We start from the raw sequence: 20,655 nt of genomic DNA on the forward strand, positions 1-20,655 counted from the left end.
GAAATTTGCTAGGGCTATTCTTCAATTTTCCAATAAAATTTGACCCCTGCTTTTTTCAATATCCGAAATTTGCTAGGGCTATACTTCAATTTTCCAACAAAATTTCACCTCAGCTTTTTACCACTTTCTTATTTCCTTAAAACCACCTATTACTTCATTATTTAAATTAAATCCCAACTTTTCTATGTTTCTATCTTTTTATAGGGCATTTACAAAATAAAATTAGAGAAAAATATAATACAAAATATATAGCTAATTCTTTCTTCTAAAAATTCAAAAGGAATTCCCTAAATTTTCTATATCTTGGGAATTCCTTTTTATATAATCACAAAAAGAATTACGTAAAGCAATATATTTTTGTAATTTTGTTTTATATTTTTTTTAATCTCGCTAATTTAGCATTTAATCTTTTTAGTCCGTTATTATCAAAGCTTACTAAAAGTTCGTCGCCATCATGTTTTGGAGTCACAGATATAACCATTCCATTTCCAAATTTTTTATGAGATACTTTATCTCCAATATTAAAATTCATATTTAATGAATCATCAAATTGTTGTTTTTTGTCCAAAACTTCTCGTTTAATTCGCTCTCTTTTTTCTTCAAATGTTCCATAAAAGTTAGCATAATTAAAGCCTTTTGGTTGATCATCAAAAGATTTTGGGGTTTCTTCGTCTAAATGAGATTTTATTTCATCAATAAATCTGGATTTTTTAGAATATTGAGATCTGCCAAATACCATTCTTGTTGAGGCTGATGAAATAAATAGACGTTCTTTGGCTCTGGTAATTGCTACATAGGCAAGTCTTCTTTCCTCTTCTAATCCACCTTCTTCTACTGTTCTTAAACTTGGAAATATCCCCTCTTCCATACCGCTTAAAAATACTACATCATATTCAAGCCCTTTAGCTGCATGAATGGTCATTAAACTCACTCCGTCTTCATCATTGGTTTTATCAATATCTGAAAGCAAGTTAACACTTTGTAAGTAATCGTGTAATTTAGCAGACTGATTTTTACTTTCAAATTCAGCAACGGCGGTTGCAAGTTGAGAGATATTTTCTATTCTGGCTCTATCCTCTATTTTTATAGAAGATTCCAACATTTTCTTATATCCGGTTTTTACATAAACATCTTCAACTAAATCCGTTATCAAATAATCATCGACTAGATTTATAAATGACAACATTTCATCAGCAAAACTTCTCAATTTTGTAACAGATGCTTTTGAAATCTCTTTTTCTAACTGTTCAGAATAAATTGCATCAAAGATGCTTTGATTTGTTTTCTTTGCAAAAATATCTAATTTAGAAATTGTAGTAGCTCCTATTCCTCTTTTAGGAATGTTTACTATCCTCTTAAATGACAAGTCATCATCAGGATTTGCTATAAATGCCAAATACGAAAGTATATCTTTAACTTCACGTCTATCATAGAATTTAAGCCCACCGACAACTTTATTAGGTATGCGTTCAGCCATCAATTTTTCTTCCAACACACGAGATTGGGAGTTAGTTCTATAAAGTATCGCCATATCTTTATAGTTATATCCGGCACTATACATTTGATGTATTTTCATTACAATATCATCCGCTTCATCATATTCGGATGAAGAATTTCTATATACTATGCTGTGCCCATCATGATTTTCAGACCATAATATTTTCTCTTTTCTCTCAATATTATTTTTAATTAAATCATTAGCCGTATTCAAAATATTTTTTGTAGATCTGTAATTTTGCTCCAATAATATAACCGAAGCATTTTTAAAATCTTTTTCAAAATTAAGAATATTTGTAATATCTGCCCCTCTCCATGAATAAATGGATTGGTCACTATCGCCTACAACGCAAATATTTTGATATTTTCCGGCAAATAATTTAATCAGTTCATACTGAGATCTATTTGTGTCTTGATATTCATCTACAAATACATACTTAAATTTTTCAGCATAATAATCTCTTGTTTCTTGATCTTTTTTTAGTAAACTGACAGTTTTTAGAATTAAGTCATCAAAATCCAAAGCATTATTTGATTTTTTTCTTCTTTCATAAATCTTATAAATTTCTCCAATATTACGCTGTCTTTCGTATATTGCTTTATCAATGACTTCTTCCGGCGTCTTAAATTTATTTTTATAATCTGAAATAGCCGAAATAATTGAATTTATCGGATTATATTTTTCATCAATATTTAATTCCTTCATTATTTCTTTAATTAAAGCTTTTGTTTCTGAGGTATCATAAATGCTAAAATTACTTTTGTAGCCTATTTTATCAATATTTCTTCTTAAAATCCTTGAGCAAATACTATGAAATGTACCTATCCACATATGACTAATGTCTTTATCCAGCTCTTTTCCTATTCTTTCTTTCATTTCATTAGCAGCTTTATTTGTAAATGTGAATGCTAAAATATTAAATTCACTAATATTTTTTTCTTCTATTAAATATGCAATTTTTCTAGTAAGAACGGTAGTCTTTCCTGAACCGGCTCCGGCAACTATCAAAATAGGTCCATTAGTTGTAATAACAGCCTCTTGTTGTTGATCGTTTAAATTTTTAAGTAAATTAGTCATTGTTCTCCTTTTCTAAACCTAAATTCGGAATTACATTAACTCTTAAATTATCAGCACCATATTTTAGATAATTATAATATCCCGCAGATGCAATCATTGCCGCATTATCAGTACATAATTTTAATGATGGATAATATAATTTAACATTCATTTCAGATAGTTGTGATTTTAAATTTTCTCTTAAGTCTTTATTTGCCGCAACCCCACCTGATAACACAAATTTATCTCTTCGAGTTTCTCTTAAAAGTCTTAGCGATTTTTCAACTAAAACATCATTAACAGCTTTTTGAAAACTTGCTGCAACATCATAAGGATTTATATCATTTCCTGCCATTTTTTCTTGATTTAAATAATTTAAAACAGAGGTTTTTAATCCACTAAAACTAAAATCGTAAGAATCTTTTTCTAACATTACTCTTGGAAAAAATATTGCATCCTTATTACCTTTATAGCTTGCATTTTGAATTGCGGGGCCTCCCGGATATCCAAATCCTAAAGCTCTTGAAACCTTGTCAAAACTCTCCCCGGCTGCATCATCTCTAGTCTTTCCGATAACTTTATAATCTGTATATGATAACACATCTACTAAATATGTATGTCCACCTGAAACAACTAAAGAAATAAACGGCGGCTCTAAATCAGGAAATTCTAAATAATTGGCACAAATATGCCCTTGCATATGATTCACACCGATTAAAGGTTTATCGAGTGCTAAGGATAATCCCTTTGCATATGAAATACCTACCAATAATGCTCCTACTAAGCCGGGGCCTTTTGTAACCGCAATCAAATCAATATCTTCAAATCCTAATTTTGCTTCTTCCAAAGCTTGCTTTGCAACATAACTAATCGCTTTAATATGCTCTCTTGATGCAATTTCCGGTACAACTCCACCATATACCTTATGAGTATCAATTTGAGTAAAAATCACATTCGATAAAATTTTTCTTCCATCTTCAATTATTGAAATACTTGTTTCATCGCATGATGACTCGATTCCCATAATTCTCATAATTCTTCCTTTCTATCCCTTTGCATAATATATGCATCTTGTCCATCAGTGTAATAATTTTTTCTGGTATTAATAATTTCTAATCCAAATTTTTTATATAAATTTATAGCAGCAGTATTGTCAGTTCTAACTTCTAAATAAATTAATTGTTTTTTGGTTAATCTATTAAATAATTCTTGCATGATTTCACTTGCATAACCTTTTTTTCTATAATTAATATCAACTACAAAATGATTTATATTGATTTCATCCATATACTCACTATAAAACATATATCCAATTAAAATACCATCAATACATAACCCGATTGATCTGGTATATTCATTTTCCATTTCCAAGAAAAAACCTTCTAACGGCCAAGGATTTTGAAAATCTTTTTCCATTTCTACTAAAAAATCTATGTATTTTTCATCTATTTCTACAAATTCTCTATTACTCAAAACTTCCTCTTATTTATTAATCAAATTAACTTCTGCTTGAGATTTTCTCAAGTAATTTGGTGCAATATCAAAATAACTTTCAATTTCTCCAGATTTAAACCTTTGCTTTGCAATTACACATAAATTTCTCCCTATTGCATTATTTAAACTGGCAGGTGCTAAAACTACCTTTTCGCTATTTTTAAGTGTATCCGGGAGTTTTCCGATAGCTTCACCAACAATGGTTATTTTTTCATTTTCTTCAACAATTTGCATTAACTTATTTTCTTGAATTATGTCTTCAAAATAACAAACTAATTTTCCATTAACATATTGATAAAGTCCGGTAAAATATCTCTTTCCTCTAGCATCAATTATAGATAAGATTTTATTATCATTTAATATTGAAAATGCCATAGCTTCTAATGTTGAAATTCCTATAATTGGCTTATCAAAAACTTGAGCCATTGCTTTTATTGAAGCAACCCCAATTCTCAATCCTGTAAATGAACCCGGTCCTTTAGCAACAGCATAAACATCAATTTCGGATAAATTAATCTTCAAATCTTCAAGCATTCTTTTAACTAATGGTACAAGCATTTCTGAATGAGTTTCTTCTTGACTAATACTAAAATCTCCAATTATTCTATTATCTTCCATGATAGTTATTGATGACATCATAGTTGATGTATCAATCGCCAAAATCTTCATTTAATTTTTCTCCAATTTCTTTAGCTCTAATATTATTTTCTTCTATATAAATAATTCTCTTATTCAATCCTATTTCTATTGAAATTTCAATCATATCTTCAGGTAGATAATATCCCCCTTTTTCCGCCCATTCAATAAAAGTAATGCCCTCAGGATAGAAATAATTTTCAAAATCTATTTGTTCCAATTCTTCCGGATCTTCCAATCTATATAAATCCATATGATAAATTTTTTGTTGTCCCTCATATATATTTACGATAGAAAATGTTGGAGATGTAACATAATCCTCAACGCCTAATTCCTTTGCAACAAATTGAACCAGTGTAGTTTTACCCGCTCCCAAATCACCTTTTAAGGATATGACATCCCCAAATTTTAATTCTTTTGCTAATTTTTTTCCAAAATTTTCTAATTCTCTTAAATCTTTTATTTCTCTTTTCATAACTTCCTATTTTTAAAAATATATTTTTCTCTCAAAAATTCTATTAAGTCTTTCATTATAACATATAAAATTGCCCTATTTTCAAATTCATTTCTTGTTTTAGGCAAATCATTACTCTTAAATTCACTAATTAACAATTTAGCTTTAGTAATCAATCCAACAACAGTATTTTGCTCATCAAAATCATCAATAATTTCTAAAATAAACTCTGAAATTACATGTGTTTGTTCAAAATTTGAATCTAATCTTTTTGACTCAAAATATATTTTAGTCAAAATATTTATCTGTTTTTTTCTCATCTGTAAATATTCTATATCATAGACATCATTGTTAAATAGTGTATTTTCAAAATTTCTAATAGTTTTAATTTCTAAATCGTTTATAAATTCATTTATAATTTTAATTTTTTTATCTATATACATTTGATATATTTCTCGATCAATAACTTTACTATTTATCATATATGATTGTTTTAATAAATCAGATATATAAAACAGTAACTTTTTGACATGATTATCTAATTTATTTCTATCAGTATTACTATCTTTTTTAGTTATTGGAATTATTAAGTTTACAGCAATCGCCATTGTTAAACCAATTAAATAGATAGCTAATTCATTAATTATGAAATTAAATTCGGTACTCATCTTCACATAAAAATGGCCTGCCATAACAACATTTGGTGCAAGTCCAACAGAGATATTAAAAAAAGAATTCAGTATCGCAAATACAAATACAAATAACCCAAATGAATACAAATTATACCCTATGAAATTAAAAAATATTAATATCAAAGCCAACATCAAAAAAAATCCAAATACTCTTTTTATAGCAATAACTATTGTTTGTTTTTTTGTTATCTGAATTGAAAGTAAAGTTATCACTCCTGCTGTAATTGAATTTTCCAGATTAAAAAATTGAGAAAATATTATAGATAAACTGAAGGCGATTGCTATTTGTACATTTAATAATAAATCAAACTTCTTAAATCTTTCCATATTTCCTCAATCTAAATTGTTTTCTCTTCCAATTCATCTAACATATCTTTTTTATTTTCAGGTAACAAGCCCCATTTTTTGAAATAGGGATATTGAAACTTCATAGAAACTCCCAATATTGGAGAAAAAATCACCAACGCAATAATGGTTCCTTCCCTTATTATATATTGAGAATTAAATATAAATGACAACAGCAAGCACATCACAACCGCAAATACGTCAAATGCCCATCTATACTTGAGAAAATCCCCATGGGTTCTTAATGCCAAAGCATCTAAAAATCCTTCAAGAGCTGTATAAACTACATTTATATTCATAATAGCTCCTACCGCAAATCCGCATATAGCCGTAGCTAAAACAAATAATAATACTCTACTAAAATATGATGTTACTTCAAAAGTAAATACATTATAATAAAAAATATTAATTACATATCCCAATACAAATATTACAACTAATTGTAAATACTGTAATTTATTAAACTTTTTCCCTAAAAGCAATATCTGTAATAAAATACACATGCCGTTTATAATAATAGTTATACTGCCGACTTTTATAAGTGAAATATTAGATAATGTCGTAGACAATGCATCATACGGTCCTAATCCTATTCCTGCTTTTATCGACAATGCAATTGCCATCCCTATAACACAAATACAAACTAACATAGCTAAAAATCTTTTAAACATCTATCTCTCCTATCTATTAAATTATATCAAAAAAGAAATTGTAATACCACTTTAACGCTGTAATCTTAATCATTTCTAAGCAACTTTCGATAGGTAGTTTCTATCCCAATAGCTCCAACGGGTGCCGTAATTAAAATCCCCAATACTGCAATAGATAAAATTAATGTGCCATTAGGTAGCCCCAGTGATAGCGGTATTGCCCCAATAGCGGCTTGTACCGTTGCTTTTGGCAAATACGAAATCATACAAAACATTCTTTCTTTAAGGTTTAGATTTGTACCAATCAAACAAATATTTACTGCCAAGGTTCTAAACACAAGCGTAGCAAAAATTAATAATAATCCTAACGCACCCGCTCCAAGAGTATATCTTATATCAACCTGTGCTCCGATCAATACAAATAATAACACCTCGAATCCACTCCATATTCCACTAAATCCATTTTTAAGAGAATAGATAACATCATTTTCAGATTTTAGTGAATATACAAGTGCAAGAGTCATAACGCTCAACATTTCTGAAAAAGCAAATAACTTCCCTATTTCATTTTTAAGTCCAACGAGTAATATAGATGTGGAAAAAATAAATAAAACTTTAATATTATTAGTTAATTCTATCTTTGATAAAACGATACTTAATACATATCCTATAATAGCACCTATAAAAATTCCGCTAACTATAGAAATGGGAATATCCAATAATTTATATACCGAGAAATTCCCTCCCGTACTAAAACCAATCAAACTTGAAAAAATAGCCAATACAAATACATCATCCAATGAGGCACCGGCTAAAACTAATTGACTTATCCCTTTTTTGTTTCCATAACCTTTTTCTATAACATTTATCATTCCCGGTACTACAACAGCAGGCGAAACAGCTGACAAAATCGCTCCCATAATAGCAGCACTTAACACATCAATTCCAAATATAAATTTTGCTAAAAATGTATATGCCAAAATTTCAAATGTTGCCGGTAAAAACGACATAAGTAACGCAGGGCGTCCCACCTCTACCACTTTCTTAAAATCTAAAGTCAATCCCGCTCTTATCAAAATTACAACTAAAGCAATTTTTCTAAAATCTGATGAAATCCTTAAAACACTTAAGTCAATTAAATTAAAAACAAAAGGCCCAATCAAAATCCCAGCTATAAGCATACCTAGCAATCTAGGTAACTTAAATATTTCTGAAATCTTAGCAAAAATTAGACCACATAAAAAAATAATTGCTAATGATATAATCATAATATCCTCCATAAGCATTATTATACTATATATTATCTTAAAAAATGTACAAAAATTACAACATAAAAATGTACAAATTTGATTATATAAGAATGTACACTATTCCTCCATCATATATTATTTCTCTTCTATATTTTGGTGAAAATACTATATGGTACTTACAATTCTAACTTGTATGTGATAAACTGTTATTATTCATATGATAACTCCTTTTGTGTTATTGTGCAGTTTGGTAGACTACATATTATCACATTAGGAGTTTTTTACTTGGAGATTAGACTAATAATTTTCCCGATATCCGGCAGTTTTATTGTGGTCAACCCACAACTAAACAACTTTTGTTTTCGCAGGTTTTAATAAAATCACAATAATTTTCATTTATATTTTAAAAAAATTAAATTGTATTTCAAAATTTTAATTATTTTTTAATCTCTTATATGATAAAATTATTGTAAATAAATTTTCGGAGGATATATGAAATTATACGTTGCAGGCTCACTTTTTAATGAAGCCGAAGTTGCTCAAAGAAAACTAGAAGGAAAATTGTTAAGGGAAAATTTTCCACAATTAGACATTTTTAACCCAATCGATCAACCATTTAATGAAAATAAGCAAAGCTTGCCAACCCCAATATCAATATTCGAAGGTGATACCAAAGCCGTAGAAGAAGCCGATATATTTATCGCTGATCTTACAAATGAAGATCCGGGGGTGATGGTGGAACTTGGAATTGCAATATATACTAACACAAAACTAATCATCGGAATTAATTCCGATATTAGACTTAGCTCTTCAAATAAATATGACATTCCCACATATGGTATGAACCACTATGTACTTGGAGCTATTTTAAAGCACGGACATTTTGTAAAAAATTTTGATGAGGCAATCGAGATTATAAAAAACTTTATAAATTAATACAATTATTTTTTATATTTGATAATTAAAAATTTTAGGTGTATTATTATATATTGTTAACAAAAGAAAGAGGAATGAAATGAAAGATAAATTGTACTACAAGAGAGCATTACAAATGGCATGGCCTTCTGTTTTAGAAAGTTTTTTCCTAGCAATGGCAGCTCTAATAGATACCATGATGGTTGCGACTCTTGGAAGTTATGCGATTGCTTCAGTAGGCTTAACAAATCAACCCAAATTTATAGCATATGCTATATTTTTTGCGATAAATACAGCAGTATCTGCTTTAATAGCCAGAAGAAAAGGTCAAAATGATAGAAAAGGTGCAAATAGAGTTTTCATAACAGCAATCTCTATAAGCATTATCTTGTGTATACTTATAACAATTGTTACGATTTATTTTTCAAATGATTTAATGATTTTCGCAGGAAGCAATTCCGATACACATATCCCGGCTAAAACTTATTTTGACATAATAATTGCCGGCATGTTTTTTAACATTATCGCAATGTGTATAAATGCAGCCCAAAGAGGTACAGGAAATACAAAAATAGCATTTTCAACAAATCTTACATCATCAATAATTAATGTGATTTTTAATTTTCTATTGATAAATGGTAATTTTGGATTTCCAAAATTAGGCATAAAAGGTGCAGCTTATGCAACAGTATTAGGCTCATTAGTCGCATGCTTCATGAGTATTTCCTCTATTTTTAAAATTATAAGTTTTGTAAATGTTAAATATATTATAAAGCATAAAATTAAACCAAAAATTGACGCTGCTAAATCAATTTTTAATTTAAGTATAAGTTTATTTATTGAAAACATATTTATGAGAATAGGTTTCTTAGCTACAGCAATCACAGCTGCCAAATTAGGTACTGCACCATTTGCAGCACACAATGCAGCTATGGGCTTATTATCAGTAAGCTTCTCATTTGGTGACGGAATGCAAGTTGCAGCAGTTGCACTATCAGGCAACGCATTAGGAAAAGAAGATAAAAATCTGGCATTCAAATTTGGCCATATATGTCAAAGAATCGGTTTTGCAATATCCATTATTTTATCAATAATACTATTTATTTTTTCACGAGAAATAATGATGAACTTTTTTAAAGAGGAAAATATAATTCAAATGGGCATAATGACCATCAGATTTATCATGATCATTCTTATTTTACAAATTTCTCAAATAATTTATGGCGGATGCCTAAGAGCAGGCGGAGATGTAAAATATACACTTATAACATCAATAATATCTGTTACTATAATTAGAACGGGTGCAACAATACTATTTACCTCTGTATTAGGCCTTGGCTTAATGGGAATTTGGATAGGTATAACATTCGACCAACTTTCAAGATACATCCTTTTAAGACACAGATTTAAGCAAGGTAAATGGGTAGATATTAAAATCTAGGCCATTAAGAGTAATTTAAAAATGAGCAAATACACTTATTTTCTATAAATGCTTAGATGTTAATGGTTAGGCTGTTAAATGTGATTTTAAATGTGACTTTAAAATTGGCAGATACACTGATTTTCTATAAAATGCTTAGATGTTAATGGTTAGACTGTTAAATGTGATTTTAAAATGGGCAGATACACTGATTTTCTATAAATGCTTAGATGTTAATGGTTAGACTGTTAAAATGCTCAAAGGCAAAATTTTTAGGAAAAATTTTAAGGAATCATCTCTTAAATATATAGCCAAAATATCATTTTATCTGTCTTGCTTAAAGATTGTGGTTTAGTAGTAGTTTTAAGTAGTGGTTTTAGTAGTAGTTTTAGTCGTTTAAGAGCTCACATTACCTGTAAATCAAAGAAATATTCATTATACATGAACAAGGCGACTCACATTACCTGTAAATTGTAAAAATATTTGATATACATGAATTTGCGGGGCAGCCATTACCTGTAAATGAAAGAGAAATTTGCAATACATGAATTGCCGAAGGCTGCCGAGCTCACATTACCTGTAAATTGTAAAAATATTTGAGATACATGAATTTGTGAGACAGCCATTACCTGTAATATTAAAAAATAATCGCAGTACATGAATTGCCGAAGGCTGCCGAGTTCAGATTACCTGTAAATTGTACAAATATTTGAGATACATGAATTTGCGGGGCAGCCATTACCTGTAAATGAAAGAGAAATTTGCAATACATGAATTGCCGAGGGTTGCCGAGCTCGCATTACCTGTAAATTGTAAAAATATTTGAGATACATGAATTTGTGCGGATGGCATTACCTGTAATATTGAAAAATAATCTCAATGCATGAATTGCCGAAGGCTGCCGAGCTCACATTACCTGTAAATCAAAAAAACATAAAAATTACATGATTTATTATTTTCGATTTCAAAATTAATATAGAATTTAATATAACATTGTTATTTTATCATTAACACCATAGTTAAATATTGAAATCATAATTACCGCTTATTTTGTGATTATGATTATAGTTAATGGACAATAAAAGCCAAAGACAGAGTTGAGGTGTTTTTCCTCTTGTCTTTTTTTTATTTTTTAAAAAGGTCAATTCTTGTCTTTTTTTTATTTTTTAAAAAAGACAATAAAAACCAAAGACAGAGTCAAGGGGTATTTTCGGAGAACCGAATCCTTATCTCTGTCTTTGGTTTTTTCTTAAAATTTTGTATAAATGATTAAATCAAATCAATGTTTTTTACAAATTGCTTAATTGCGGAAACATATGTGGAAATTTTTTGTTTAAGAGATTTGTTTTCTCTTGTAATTTCACTATTTGTTTCTTTTAATTTTACTATTTCGGCATTTTTTTCATCTAAAATGTTTTTGTAATATTTTCTTTCATTTTCAAAGTCTTCTACTAATTTTTTGATTTCTAGTAGATGATTACTTTTTTCTTCTGCTAATTTTTTCTCGAAATCAATGATTTCTAAGTTTAATTTATTTTTTTCTTCGGTTAAAGTGTTTACTTTTTTATTTAATAACTTAACTTCGGCTTCTGATTCTTTATTTTTTGCACTCATTATTTCTAAGTCATTTTCTACTTCGTTTAACTTAGAAATTACTTTTTCCAATTCTAAAGTTTTTGAGGATAACTCATTTCTTAAAATACTTAAATCATTTGTTGATAAATTTTGTGCATTTTCACCAAAAGTTTTTATATCTTTTTTCAGTTTTTTATTTTCAGATTCTAATTTCTTTATCTTTTGGTTTAACTTTTCTTCTATATGATTGTCTTGTTTTGCTAGAAATTCTTTGTACTCTTTTTCTATATCATCAATAATTACTTGTAACTCTTTGACCTTATTATCTGATTCTTCTTTTTTCTTATTGATACTGTTTATTTCTTCATTTAATTGTTCTATTATTTCGTTTTCTTTTTGTTTTTCTAAGGAACTGTTTTTTTCAAATTTTTCCAATAATTGTGATGTTTCGGATAGATGTGCTTCCAAAACTTCCTTTTCTTTTAATAAATTGTCTTTTTCTTCTAGTAATTCATTATATCTTTCGTCAAAATTATCTTTTTGATATTCTTTTTCATCAAGTAAACTTTTTACATAACTCTTAACACTTTCTTTAGAATATCCCTTTTTGAAATAGACTGTATCTAACTTATTTTCCAACAAATTATCTAAACTTCTGTTCTTAATTTTTTCAAAAATACTAATATTAGAAGCATTTGATTTTTTTTCTTCTTCATTAGTCAATTCCGAATCTAACTTTTCATCCTTATCAGACATAACACTTCTCCTTATCTCTCAATCTTTACAAACTCACCTATTCTAAAATATTTTCCCATTCCACTATTCAATTCTAATAAATGATGAGCTCCTTTTACCTTGGAACCGATTTTCCAGGGTTTCACCTCTTCTATATATAAAACTTTATAATTTTCGTCAAAATAAATAACATCTATTGTAAATCTCATAAAACATGTATGAATTCTATTAACTTTTTCAAAAAATATTCCTTCTTCATCTTTGATACTTTTTTTCAACATCAAACCCTTAAATCTTGAAAAGAAACTATCAGCTAAAAATATAGGACCTTCTAATTTTTTAGTATTGCTGTAAACATTAACTATCATATACTTGTTCCTGACAAAGTACCTAAAACTGATGTGATTGCAGGATATAGCAATACTACAAATATTATTGGAAATATGAAAAACAACATTGGAAACAGTATTTTTACCGGAAGCTTTTGAACTTCTTCTTCAATTTTTTGTTTTCTTGTTTCTCTTGCATTATATGACTGAGCATTTAAAATCTTCTTTAGTGAAATTCCCATTTCGTCAGCTTGAATAACTGCTGAGTTAAATGTTTTTAACTGTTCAAATGTTGCTCTTTTTTGTAATTCAAGCAATGCGTTTTTTCTTGTACTACCTAAAGAAATATCTCTTACAACGGTCTTAAACTCATCGGATAACTCTGATTTATACTCTTTTACAACATATTGTACCGCTTGGTCAAATCCTAATCCCGATTCAATACAAACACATAATAAATCTAAAAACTCCGGAAATTGCTTTTCCATATTTTCTTGTCTTATTCTTAATCTTCTTTGTAATAAATAAACCATTATTATATATCCGAAAAGTGTACCACCGATAAATCCTAGGATATTTTTAAATATATTAACTCCACCGTTAAATGAAAAAAATACTGATCCAAATACACCAAATAATAAAGAAACTAATATTTTCATTATATTATATTCTCTAGCAGGCATTTTAATCCCCGCTTGGAATAAAGTTTCTTGTAATTGATTTTGTTCATTTTCACCTTTTGGAAATATATTTGATATTGCCTTGATTATTTCTTCAGCAATAGGCTTTATAATTCTTTCAGAAAAAGGTAAATCTTCATCAAAATCATCTTTCTTATCTAAACTTACTTTTCTATATTTATCTATTCTATCTTTTAACATCTGTGTTCTGTAAGACTTTTTCCCAAGTAATATTATTACTAAGGAATAAGCCAAAACACCCATTAAAAACACTATTATATATAACATCCGTACTCCTAATATTCTATATCTACCATTTTATTAATAACAATAAATCCTAAAATTTCCCAAATTACTGAAAATATCAAAATTGCTATTCCTCCTGCGGTATTAAAAAACGGACTCAAATACTGCGGATTTATAAAACTTAATGCCAAAGCGATGAATGGAGGTATCATTGCTATAACAATTCCACCTACTCTACCTTGAGCTGTAAGAGCTCTTATTTTTTTCTTCATATTAATTCTATCTGAAATTGTCTTAGATACTTTATCTAAAATTTCAGCAAGGTTACCACCTGATCTTTGTTGTATAGAAACGGCAGATGTAACCATATCCAGCTCTCTACTTTCCATTTTTTCCGCTAATTCTCTAAGAGATTTTTCTAAATTTACCCCATAGTTAACTTCTCTTATAACTCTTTTTAATTCTTCTCCTATAGGATCAGGCAAATCTTCTGATACTCTTGCTATAGCATGTCTAAAGGTAAAACCACTTCTCAAAGAGTTGGCGATAATCATCAAAGCATCATTAAGTTGATTATTGAATGCCTGTTTTCTCTTCTTTTTAGAAATTTTTGTCCAAAATGGGACTACAAAAAAACCTAAAATTCCAAATATTACGGAAATTACACTAAATCCATTTAATAATGAATGTAGTAAAATCGGTAAAACAGTAAATGCAACCCATATTGCAACATACTCTTCTGCTTTTAGCTTAATGCCTGAAGCTCTTAAATCTTTTTTGAAATCATTTGAAACTAATATAAACGAAAGTATGCTTTTTTTGTTTTTTGAGGCATCTGCCTTATTATTCAAATTTGAAATTTTTGCTAATCTTTTTTTTAGAAAAGACTTTTTTGAGTCCTTAGCGTTAAATAAAGCAACAATGATAAAATATAAGGATAATCCCATTAAAAACATTATTATTAAATTAAATAAATTCATATCATCTCCTATACTTTAAACCAATCATCGTTAATTACTACTCCTTCATCAGCAAGTCTTTCTAAAATTTTAGGTCTAATTCCTGTTGATACAAATTTTCCTTTGATATTACCATTTGTATCATAACCGTCTTGATTAAATACAAATATATCTTGTAAAATAATTGTATCAGATTCCATACCTAAAATTTCGGAGATTTTCATTATCTTTCTACTACCATCTCTCAATCTTGATTGATGCACGATAATGTGAAATGCAGATGAAATTTGCTCTCTGATGGCTCTTGATGGAAGTCCCATACCAGCCATAAGTACCATTGTTTCCAAACGGCTTAATAAATCTCTTGTTGTATTTGCGTGGGCAGTTGTCAATGACCCGTCGTGTCCTGTATTCATAGCCTGAAGCATGTCTAATGCCTCCCCGGCACGTACTTCCCCTACAACAATTCTATCAGGTCTCATACGAAGTGAGTTTTTTACTAAGTCACGAATCGTAATAGCACCTGTACCTTCTACATTTTCAGGTCTACTTTCCAATGTTATGGTATGTGGTTGCTTTAATTGTAATTCGGCAGCATCTTCTATGGTAACTATACGTTCATTTTCCGGAATGAAGCCGGATAAAGTATTTAACAACGTAGTCTTACCACTACCAGTTCCCCCAAATACCATGATGTTTGCTTTTCCTATAACACAAGCTTCCAAAAATGAAGCCATTTGATATGAAAGTGAATTGTATTTTATTAAATCGGCAATTGCTAAAGGAGTCTTAGAAAACTTTCTTATAGTAATCGAAGGCCCTACTAATGAAACCGGAGGAATAATCGCATTCACACGAGAACCATCCTGTAATCTGGCATCAACCATAGGTGTGCTTTCATCACATCTTCTACCGATTGGGGAGATAATTCTATCTATAATATTTAATACGTGATTATTATCTCTAAATTTTATAGGAGTAAGCTCAAGCTTACCTTTTCTTTCTACATAAATTTGATCCGGTCCATTAACCATTATTTCAGAGATTGAATCATCCTTTAATAATACTTCCAATGGTCCAAGTCCGATTGTTTCATCATAAATTTGTTCTATTAATTTTTTTCTAATTGTATTTGGTATATTTTCTCCCAAAAGATCCGATATATCTTTAATATTTTCAAGAATTTCTTGCTTGTCATCAGCATTTATAATACTTCCAAGTGTGATTCTTGATAAAATCTCTTTATGAACATTATTTTTAAAATCAACATATTCATCAAGATAAATATCCTGAGTATTGCTATTTAATCTTCTTAAGCTATTAACATCAGATTTTGAAACTCTTCTGGCTTGTTCTAATCTTTCTTGTAATGAAGGCATTATTTCTTACCTCCAAATTTAAATTTACTAAAATTCAACTTTGAAAATATCGAGTTTTTGCTTTCTTCATCTTCTTTTACTTCTGAACTGTTAAATGAATCGGCGATTTCAATTATATCTTTAGCAACTTGTAATTTTGAATTTGATGTTACTATAGGCACACCTTCATTTAAGGCTTTTACAGATTCTTCATAATCTTCACTAATAGAAGCAAACACCGGTTTGTTCATTATATTTTCTACGTCTTCTTTTGTAATATCGCCCTTGATTGACTTACCGATTACAAGTTTAACTTTTTCACTAACATTTATTGAATTCATGTACATTAAACCTTTTTTAGAATTATTTAATATCGAAATATCTAATCCTGTAAAGTATAGGATGGTACTTGACTCTTCTAAAATTAAAACATTTAAATCGGAGAATCCTACATTTGTATCAATTACGATATAATCAAAATGTGTTCTCAATGCGTTGATTATAGGTTCAATCAATACTCCGGAAACTGAATCGGAATATTCCGGACTTGACGGTGCACATAGCAATTGTAATCCTGATGAATGGGATACAAAATAGCTTCTAATACTGTCAATAGTAGGTATCTTTCTTTCCTGTAACAACTCTACAATAGTTTCCTTAGCTTCCAATCCTAAATAAGTGTGGGCATCACCAAACATTAAATCCAAATCTAAAAACGCAACTTTAGCTTTTTTCTTAGATAATTCAACTGCTAAATTTACAGCTAGGGCTGTTTTACCCATACCACCTTTAGTACCGAATACGGTTATTATCTCTGCATTTCTTTTTAATGATGAATTATCAACTATCATTTTTCTTCTTGATTTTTCATTGAAATAAACTTTCTTTAACTCTTCATTAAATTTGTCAACCGGTTCCGATAATGAAATGTAAGCTGTCGCACCTGCATCAATAGATTTTTTTACAATGTCGTATGATTTTTCATCTGATACCATTACTGTTACAACACTTGGGTGTAAAAGATAAATTTTTTGACATGCTCTAAATACCCAACTCAAATCTGAGCAGGACATTATAACTACATCAGGATTATTTTGAAATATTTCATCTGAAATATTTGATAAATCCATCGATGCTCCTACAATTTCAAAACTATCATCTACTAACTTTTTACTTATTTTTTCAAGTTCATCGATTTTTTCTCCAACTAATAATACTTTTATAGCCATTTTTCCCCCTTTTAACGCTCAAACTCTTGCTTAATCGACTTAATCAACTTAGCCTTATCAATTATATTATCCAATAACATATCTGTTGCATCTACTTTTTTGTGGTCACCTTCAGGTCTTAATCCCAACCATACATCACCACTCTTAATTGCCAATGTTAATTTTAAAAACTCTTCAGGTTTTAATTCAAGTGTAACTGTTTTATATGCAGTAGGTTTTGCATCTTTTTTATCTGATGTTTTTTCTATTGCTGTTTCCAAACCGATTATTTTAACATCTTGTAAAAGTATTGTCGAATATTGTTTTGTTAGTTTAGAATCATTTTCCGAACCATTTTTACCAACTACGTGATAATCAAATTTTCCGATATGAAATACATCGATATAGTTTCCTACTTTTAAGAAGTTTGATACCCCTTCAGGTAGCCCTACAGCGATACTCATACCTCTTTTACCTTCAGATATAACATATGCCAAACCATAATTTGGAGCTTTTTCTTCCTTATTTATAACTCTTTCTTTTATTATAGGTTCATTTTCATATAAAGTATCCTTAGCCATTTTGCCTACTATATCCTTTGTATCCTTGATAGCATTTTTATTTACACTATTTTTTGCTACCTTGATTTTCTTCAATGATTCCCCATTTACAATTGTATTAGCTACAATGTTTTTATTAGGAACGATTATTTCCACTAAATTTTCATTATTTTTTTTATTTGTCAATCCTGATATATATATCCATGTAAACAGCATAAATAAAACTGCTGATACTATTGCTATGATTTTTACTCTCTTCATTTTTACCACCTTTTAAATTTAATTTATTTTTTCTCCATTTTTGTATATTGCTGTGTATTTTTTCCAATCTTCACCTTTAGGTTTCCAGATATTACTTCTATCTTTATGTCCCGATCCTTTTATAACTACTTTTATAGGGACCTCTTTTATACCTACAAACTTTAATACACTAGTTTCTACTTTTTCCTCAAATTCCATATTAATATCAAATTCTCGTTTATCATAACTAGATGTTTTTTCATTATAAGTAACTTTTAACTCTCCATTAAATCCATTTTTTGAAGCATAATCATTAAAGGCATCTGCATATTCTTTTCCGGGATTATCACTATTCATGAAAAACTCCTGCCCCTTTGTGAAACGTGTCCTTCTCATGACGTTTCCGATTTCGTATATGCGAGCTCTTCGAGCATATAAAATGGCAACATCTGTCGATAGGGCGATGATCATGATAAGGACGGTAAACATGACGGCGAATATAACAAGGATATCGCCTCTCTCTTCTTTTCTTAATCTTTTTATCACTATCCCTCCTATAAAGCCTTTGATTCTAAAAGTCTTAACTTATCCAATTTTTTAGTTAAAGGGAAACTACTTCCCATAAACATCTTTCCTACGGGTGTAATCAAAGGAACTTTTTTCGTCATATTCCCCTTTATTTCCATATAATATTTTCTGGATTTATCAGTATATCCATTAATCGTTACAACATCTTCATCTTTTGTCTCAAATGTTATAGATGCACTAGTAATTTTTATCCCTGAAGTACTTAAACCATTTTCTTTTAGTTTTGTATAAATTAAATCTTCAACATTATGATTATATAATGGACTTGGATATTTAGATTCTCTATCATATTGAGGTCTAATCTCCCATGATGCTACTCTATAGGTATAATCAAACGAAATATAATTATATGCTATCCAGCCTACTTCTATTATAAAAAGACAAATAAATATGAACATAGGAAATACAAGTGCAAACTCTACCATGCCCTGCCCTTTTTCTGATTTTTTTAATCTAAATAGTTTATCTAGCATTTTCATCTCCTTCGGATAATCTTGTTGTAATTTCGGATGAAACACTCGCCTTATCTCCTCCATAAAATAATCTTGTTAATGGCATCCAGAAATCTACATCATAGGTTACTTTTATTGAAGCATCTTTGTATTTTTTAGTAATTTCTTTTGTTTGAGCAAGTCCATTTTTAGGCCCATTACCTCTGTAATTAGTATTATTATCTACATGATATGTGAATTTTTCTTCAATAATTTCATCTTTTAAAGAAACGGTTACATTTCTCTTTCTACTGTCAAGTCTATTGCCATATTGTTTGTCAATCAATTCATTTAAATTTTGTTTTAATTCAAGTTCTTTATTTCTTAATTTATATACATCATCTTTTTCAGCTAAATGTATGGCACATTCTGATGCCACTGATTGTAATAAAAGTTTAGTGTCATATACTCGCCATACGTCCACCACCATACTTAATAAAATTATTAAAATAGGCAGTATTAAAGCAAACTCAACTAAGGATTGTCCGCTTTCATTCTTTATTAAATCTTTTTTTAATTTATTTTTCAAATTCCCTCCTTTTACTTATTTTAATAATGTTATTAAATATACTTGTTTGTTTTTCTCTTTTTGCTCTTGCGGGGTTAGTGTCTTCCATTTCCTTGTAATGCACTTAATACTGATTGAAATTTTTTATTTAATTCTCCACCTATTGAACCCAATATAGCTATTACCACTACTGAGATTAATGCTAAGATTATCTAGCCTTTCCTATCTCTCCCCACACTCTTTTCTCTTGCGGGGTTATTAGTGTCCTGGATTTGCTTTTGTTACTTCTGTTAATTTTCCAGCAATATTATTAAAGACTGTTTTAATTTGTTCCCCTACTAATGTCAATGCTGCTATCACAACTACTGCGATTAATGCTAAGATTTTCTAAGCCTTACATATCTTCTCCCCACTCCCTTTTTCTCTTTTTGCTCTTGCGGGGTTATCTTCCTTGTGGTTTTGCTGCTGTACCTAATTTATCAGAAATTTGTTTGAAAATTTCATTTAACTTTTCTCCCATTAATGTCAATACAACTATTACAGCTACTGAGATTAATGCTAAGATTCTCAAGCCTTACCTATCTTCTCCACACACCTTTTTCTCTTTTTGCTCTTGCGGGGTTATTGTGCTTTTGATGCATTTCCTAAATCAGTTGAGATTCTAGTAAAAATATTTTTTAATTCTCCACCTACTAATGTTAAAACTGCTATTACAGCTACTGAGATTAATGCTAAGATTTCCATGCCTTGCCTATCTTCTTCCCCCCC

At 29.3% G+C, this 20,655-nt stretch carries 21 protein-coding genes and 1 pseudogene; 2 read left to right on the plus strand and 20 right to left on the minus strand.

Annotation, left to right across the window (positions count from 1 at the left end):
• Positions 1–370: 370 nt before the first annotated feature.
• From ABGF45_RS07125 to ABGF45_RS07165, 9 genes and pseudogenes are all read right to left on the minus strand, one after another.
• Positions 371–2,575, minus strand: coding sequence for an ATP-dependent helicase (locus ABGF45_RS07125; protein WP_408112781.1), 2,205 nt, complete (start codon positions 2,573–2,575; stop codon positions 371–373).
• Complete coding sequence (gene tsaD / locus ABGF45_RS07130; protein ID WP_134711883.1) at positions 2,568–3,587, minus strand: tRNA (adenosine(37)-N6)-threonylcarbamoyltransferase complex transferase subunit TsaD; 1,020 nt, start codon at positions 3,585–3,587, stop codon at positions 2,568–2,570. Before tsaD ends, ABGF45_RS07125 begins: the two co-directional genes overlap by 8 nt.
• Positions 3,584–4,027 carry a ribosomal protein S18-alanine N-acetyltransferase gene (gene rimI / locus ABGF45_RS07135; RefSeq protein WP_408112780.1) on the minus strand — a complete coding sequence of 148 codons (444 nt, stop codon included), beginning with the start codon at positions 4,025–4,027 and terminating at the stop codon, positions 3,584–3,586. Before rimI ends, tsaD begins: the two co-directional genes overlap by 4 nt.
• Positions 4,028–4,036: 9 nt before the next feature.
• Positions 4,037–4,717 carry a tRNA (adenosine(37)-N6)-threonylcarbamoyltransferase complex dimerization subunit type 1 TsaB gene (gene tsaB / locus ABGF45_RS07140; protein WP_134744422.1) on the minus strand — a complete coding sequence of 227 codons (681 nt, stop codon included), beginning with the start codon at positions 4,715–4,717 and terminating at the stop codon, positions 4,037–4,039.
• Positions 4,698–5,159 carry a tRNA (adenosine(37)-N6)-threonylcarbamoyltransferase complex ATPase subunit type 1 TsaE gene (gene tsaE, locus ABGF45_RS07145; RefSeq protein WP_134744423.1) on the minus strand — a complete coding sequence of 154 codons (462 nt, stop codon included), beginning with the start codon at positions 5,157–5,159 and terminating at the stop codon, positions 4,698–4,700. The genes tsaB and tsaE overlap by 20 nt, the downstream gene beginning before the upstream one ends.
• Positions 5,156–6,157: an aromatic acid exporter family protein gene (locus ABGF45_RS07150; protein ID WP_408112779.1), complete on the minus strand. Its 1,002-nt coding sequence runs from the start codon at positions 6,155–6,157 to the stop codon at positions 5,156–5,158. The genes tsaE and ABGF45_RS07150 overlap by 4 nt, the downstream gene beginning before the upstream one ends.
• An 11-nt stretch (positions 6,158–6,168) precedes the next feature.
• Positions 6,169–6,846 carry a YczE/YyaS/YitT family protein gene (locus tag ABGF45_RS07155; RefSeq protein WP_408112778.1) on the minus strand — a complete coding sequence of 226 codons (678 nt, stop codon included), beginning with the start codon at positions 6,844–6,846 and terminating at the stop codon, positions 6,169–6,171.
• A gap of 65 nt (positions 6,847–6,911) precedes the next feature.
• Positions 6,912–8,093 (minus strand): cation:proton antiporter, encoded by a 1,182-nt coding sequence (locus ABGF45_RS07160; RefSeq protein ID WP_408112777.1) that lies wholly within the window; start codon positions 8,091–8,093, stop codon positions 6,912–6,914.
• Positions 8,094–8,205: 112 nt separating this feature from the next.
• Positions 8,206–8,292 (minus strand): annotated as a pseudogene (locus tag ABGF45_RS07165) (IS200/IS605 family transposase); the annotation flags it as partial.
• Positions 8,293–8,567: 275 nt separating this feature from the next.
• Here ABGF45_RS07165 and ABGF45_RS07170 point away from each other — a divergent pair.
• Together ABGF45_RS07170 and ABGF45_RS07175 are read left to right on the plus strand one after the other, a co-directional pair.
• On the plus strand, positions 8,568–9,011 hold the full coding sequence (locus ABGF45_RS07170; protein WP_134711890.1) for a nucleoside 2-deoxyribosyltransferase: 444 nt from the start codon (positions 8,568–8,570) through the stop codon (positions 9,009–9,011).
• 79 nt (positions 9,012–9,090) lie between these two features.
• Positions 9,091–10,431, plus strand: a complete 1,341-nt coding sequence (locus ABGF45_RS07175; RefSeq protein WP_134711891.1) for an MATE family efflux transporter — start codon at positions 9,091–9,093, stop codon at positions 10,429–10,431.
• Between the two features lie 1,248 nt (positions 10,432–11,679).
• Here ABGF45_RS07175 and ABGF45_RS07180 read toward each other — a convergent pair.
• The 11 genes from ABGF45_RS07180 to ABGF45_RS07230 all read right to left on the minus strand — a co-directional run bounded on the left by ABGF45_RS07180 (position 11,680) and on the right by ABGF45_RS07230 (position 20,458).
• On the minus strand, positions 11,680–12,741 hold the full coding sequence (locus tag ABGF45_RS07180) for a hypothetical protein (RefSeq protein ID WP_408112776.1): 1,062 nt from the start codon (positions 12,739–12,741) through the stop codon (positions 11,680–11,682).
• Between the two features lie 11 nt (positions 12,742–12,752).
• Positions 12,753–13,088 carry a DUF192 domain-containing protein gene (locus tag ABGF45_RS07185; RefSeq protein ID WP_134711893.1) on the minus strand — a complete coding sequence of 112 codons (336 nt, stop codon included), beginning with the start codon at positions 13,086–13,088 and terminating at the stop codon, positions 12,753–12,755.
• Positions 13,085–14,017, minus strand: coding sequence for a type II secretion system F family protein (locus tag ABGF45_RS07190; RefSeq protein WP_408112775.1), 933 nt, complete (start codon positions 14,015–14,017; stop codon positions 13,085–13,087). The genes ABGF45_RS07185 and ABGF45_RS07190 overlap by 4 nt, the downstream gene beginning before the upstream one ends.
• A gap of 8 nt (positions 14,018–14,025) precedes the next feature.
• The gene (locus ABGF45_RS07195) at positions 14,026–14,955 is read right to left on the minus strand and encodes a type II secretion system F family protein (RefSeq protein ID WP_134768857.1); all 930 of its coding nucleotides are present in this window, start codon (positions 14,953–14,955) and stop codon (positions 14,026–14,028) included.
• A gap of 8 nt (positions 14,956–14,963) precedes the next feature.
• Positions 14,964–16,313: a CpaF family protein gene (locus tag ABGF45_RS07200; RefSeq protein WP_134768856.1), complete on the minus strand. Its 1,350-nt coding sequence runs from the start codon at positions 16,311–16,313 to the stop codon at positions 14,964–14,966.
• A complete protein-coding gene (locus tag ABGF45_RS07205; RefSeq protein ID WP_134711897.1) occupies positions 16,313–17,521 on the minus strand; it encodes an AAA family ATPase in 1,209 nt (402 codons plus the stop codon). Before ABGF45_RS07205 ends, ABGF45_RS07200 begins: the two co-directional genes overlap by 1 nt.
• A gap of 11 nt (positions 17,522–17,532) precedes the next feature.
• Positions 17,533–18,321, minus strand: coding sequence for a Flp pilus assembly protein CpaB (gene cpaB, locus ABGF45_RS07210; RefSeq protein WP_408112774.1), 789 nt, complete (start codon positions 18,319–18,321; stop codon positions 17,533–17,535).
• 18 nt (positions 18,322–18,339) lie between these two features.
• Positions 18,340–18,657: a hypothetical protein gene (locus tag ABGF45_RS07215; protein WP_408112773.1), complete on the minus strand. Its 318-nt coding sequence runs from the start codon at positions 18,655–18,657 to the stop codon at positions 18,340–18,342.
• Positions 18,658–18,854: 197 nt separating this feature from the next.
• The gene (locus tag ABGF45_RS07220; protein WP_408112772.1) at positions 18,855–19,361 is read right to left on the minus strand and encodes a TadE/TadG family type IV pilus assembly protein; all 507 of its coding nucleotides are present in this window, start codon (positions 19,359–19,361) and stop codon (positions 18,855–18,857) included.
• Complete coding sequence (locus tag ABGF45_RS07225) at positions 19,351–19,908, minus strand: TadE/TadG family type IV pilus assembly protein (RefSeq protein WP_408112771.1); 558 nt, start codon at positions 19,906–19,908, stop codon at positions 19,351–19,353. The genes ABGF45_RS07220 and ABGF45_RS07225 overlap by 11 nt, the downstream gene beginning before the upstream one ends.
• Before the next feature lie 421 nt (positions 19,909–20,329).
• Positions 20,330–20,458, minus strand: a complete 129-nt coding sequence (locus tag ABGF45_RS07230; RefSeq protein ID WP_408125234.1) for a Flp family type IVb pilin — start codon at positions 20,456–20,458, stop codon at positions 20,330–20,332.
• Positions 20,459–20,655: the final 197 nt, after the last annotated feature.

It is taken from the genome of Helcococcus sp. KG196 (genome assembly GCF_046035495.1).
Lineage (GTDB): Bacteria > Bacillota > Clostridia > Tissierellales > Peptoniphilaceae > Helcococcus > Helcococcus ovis.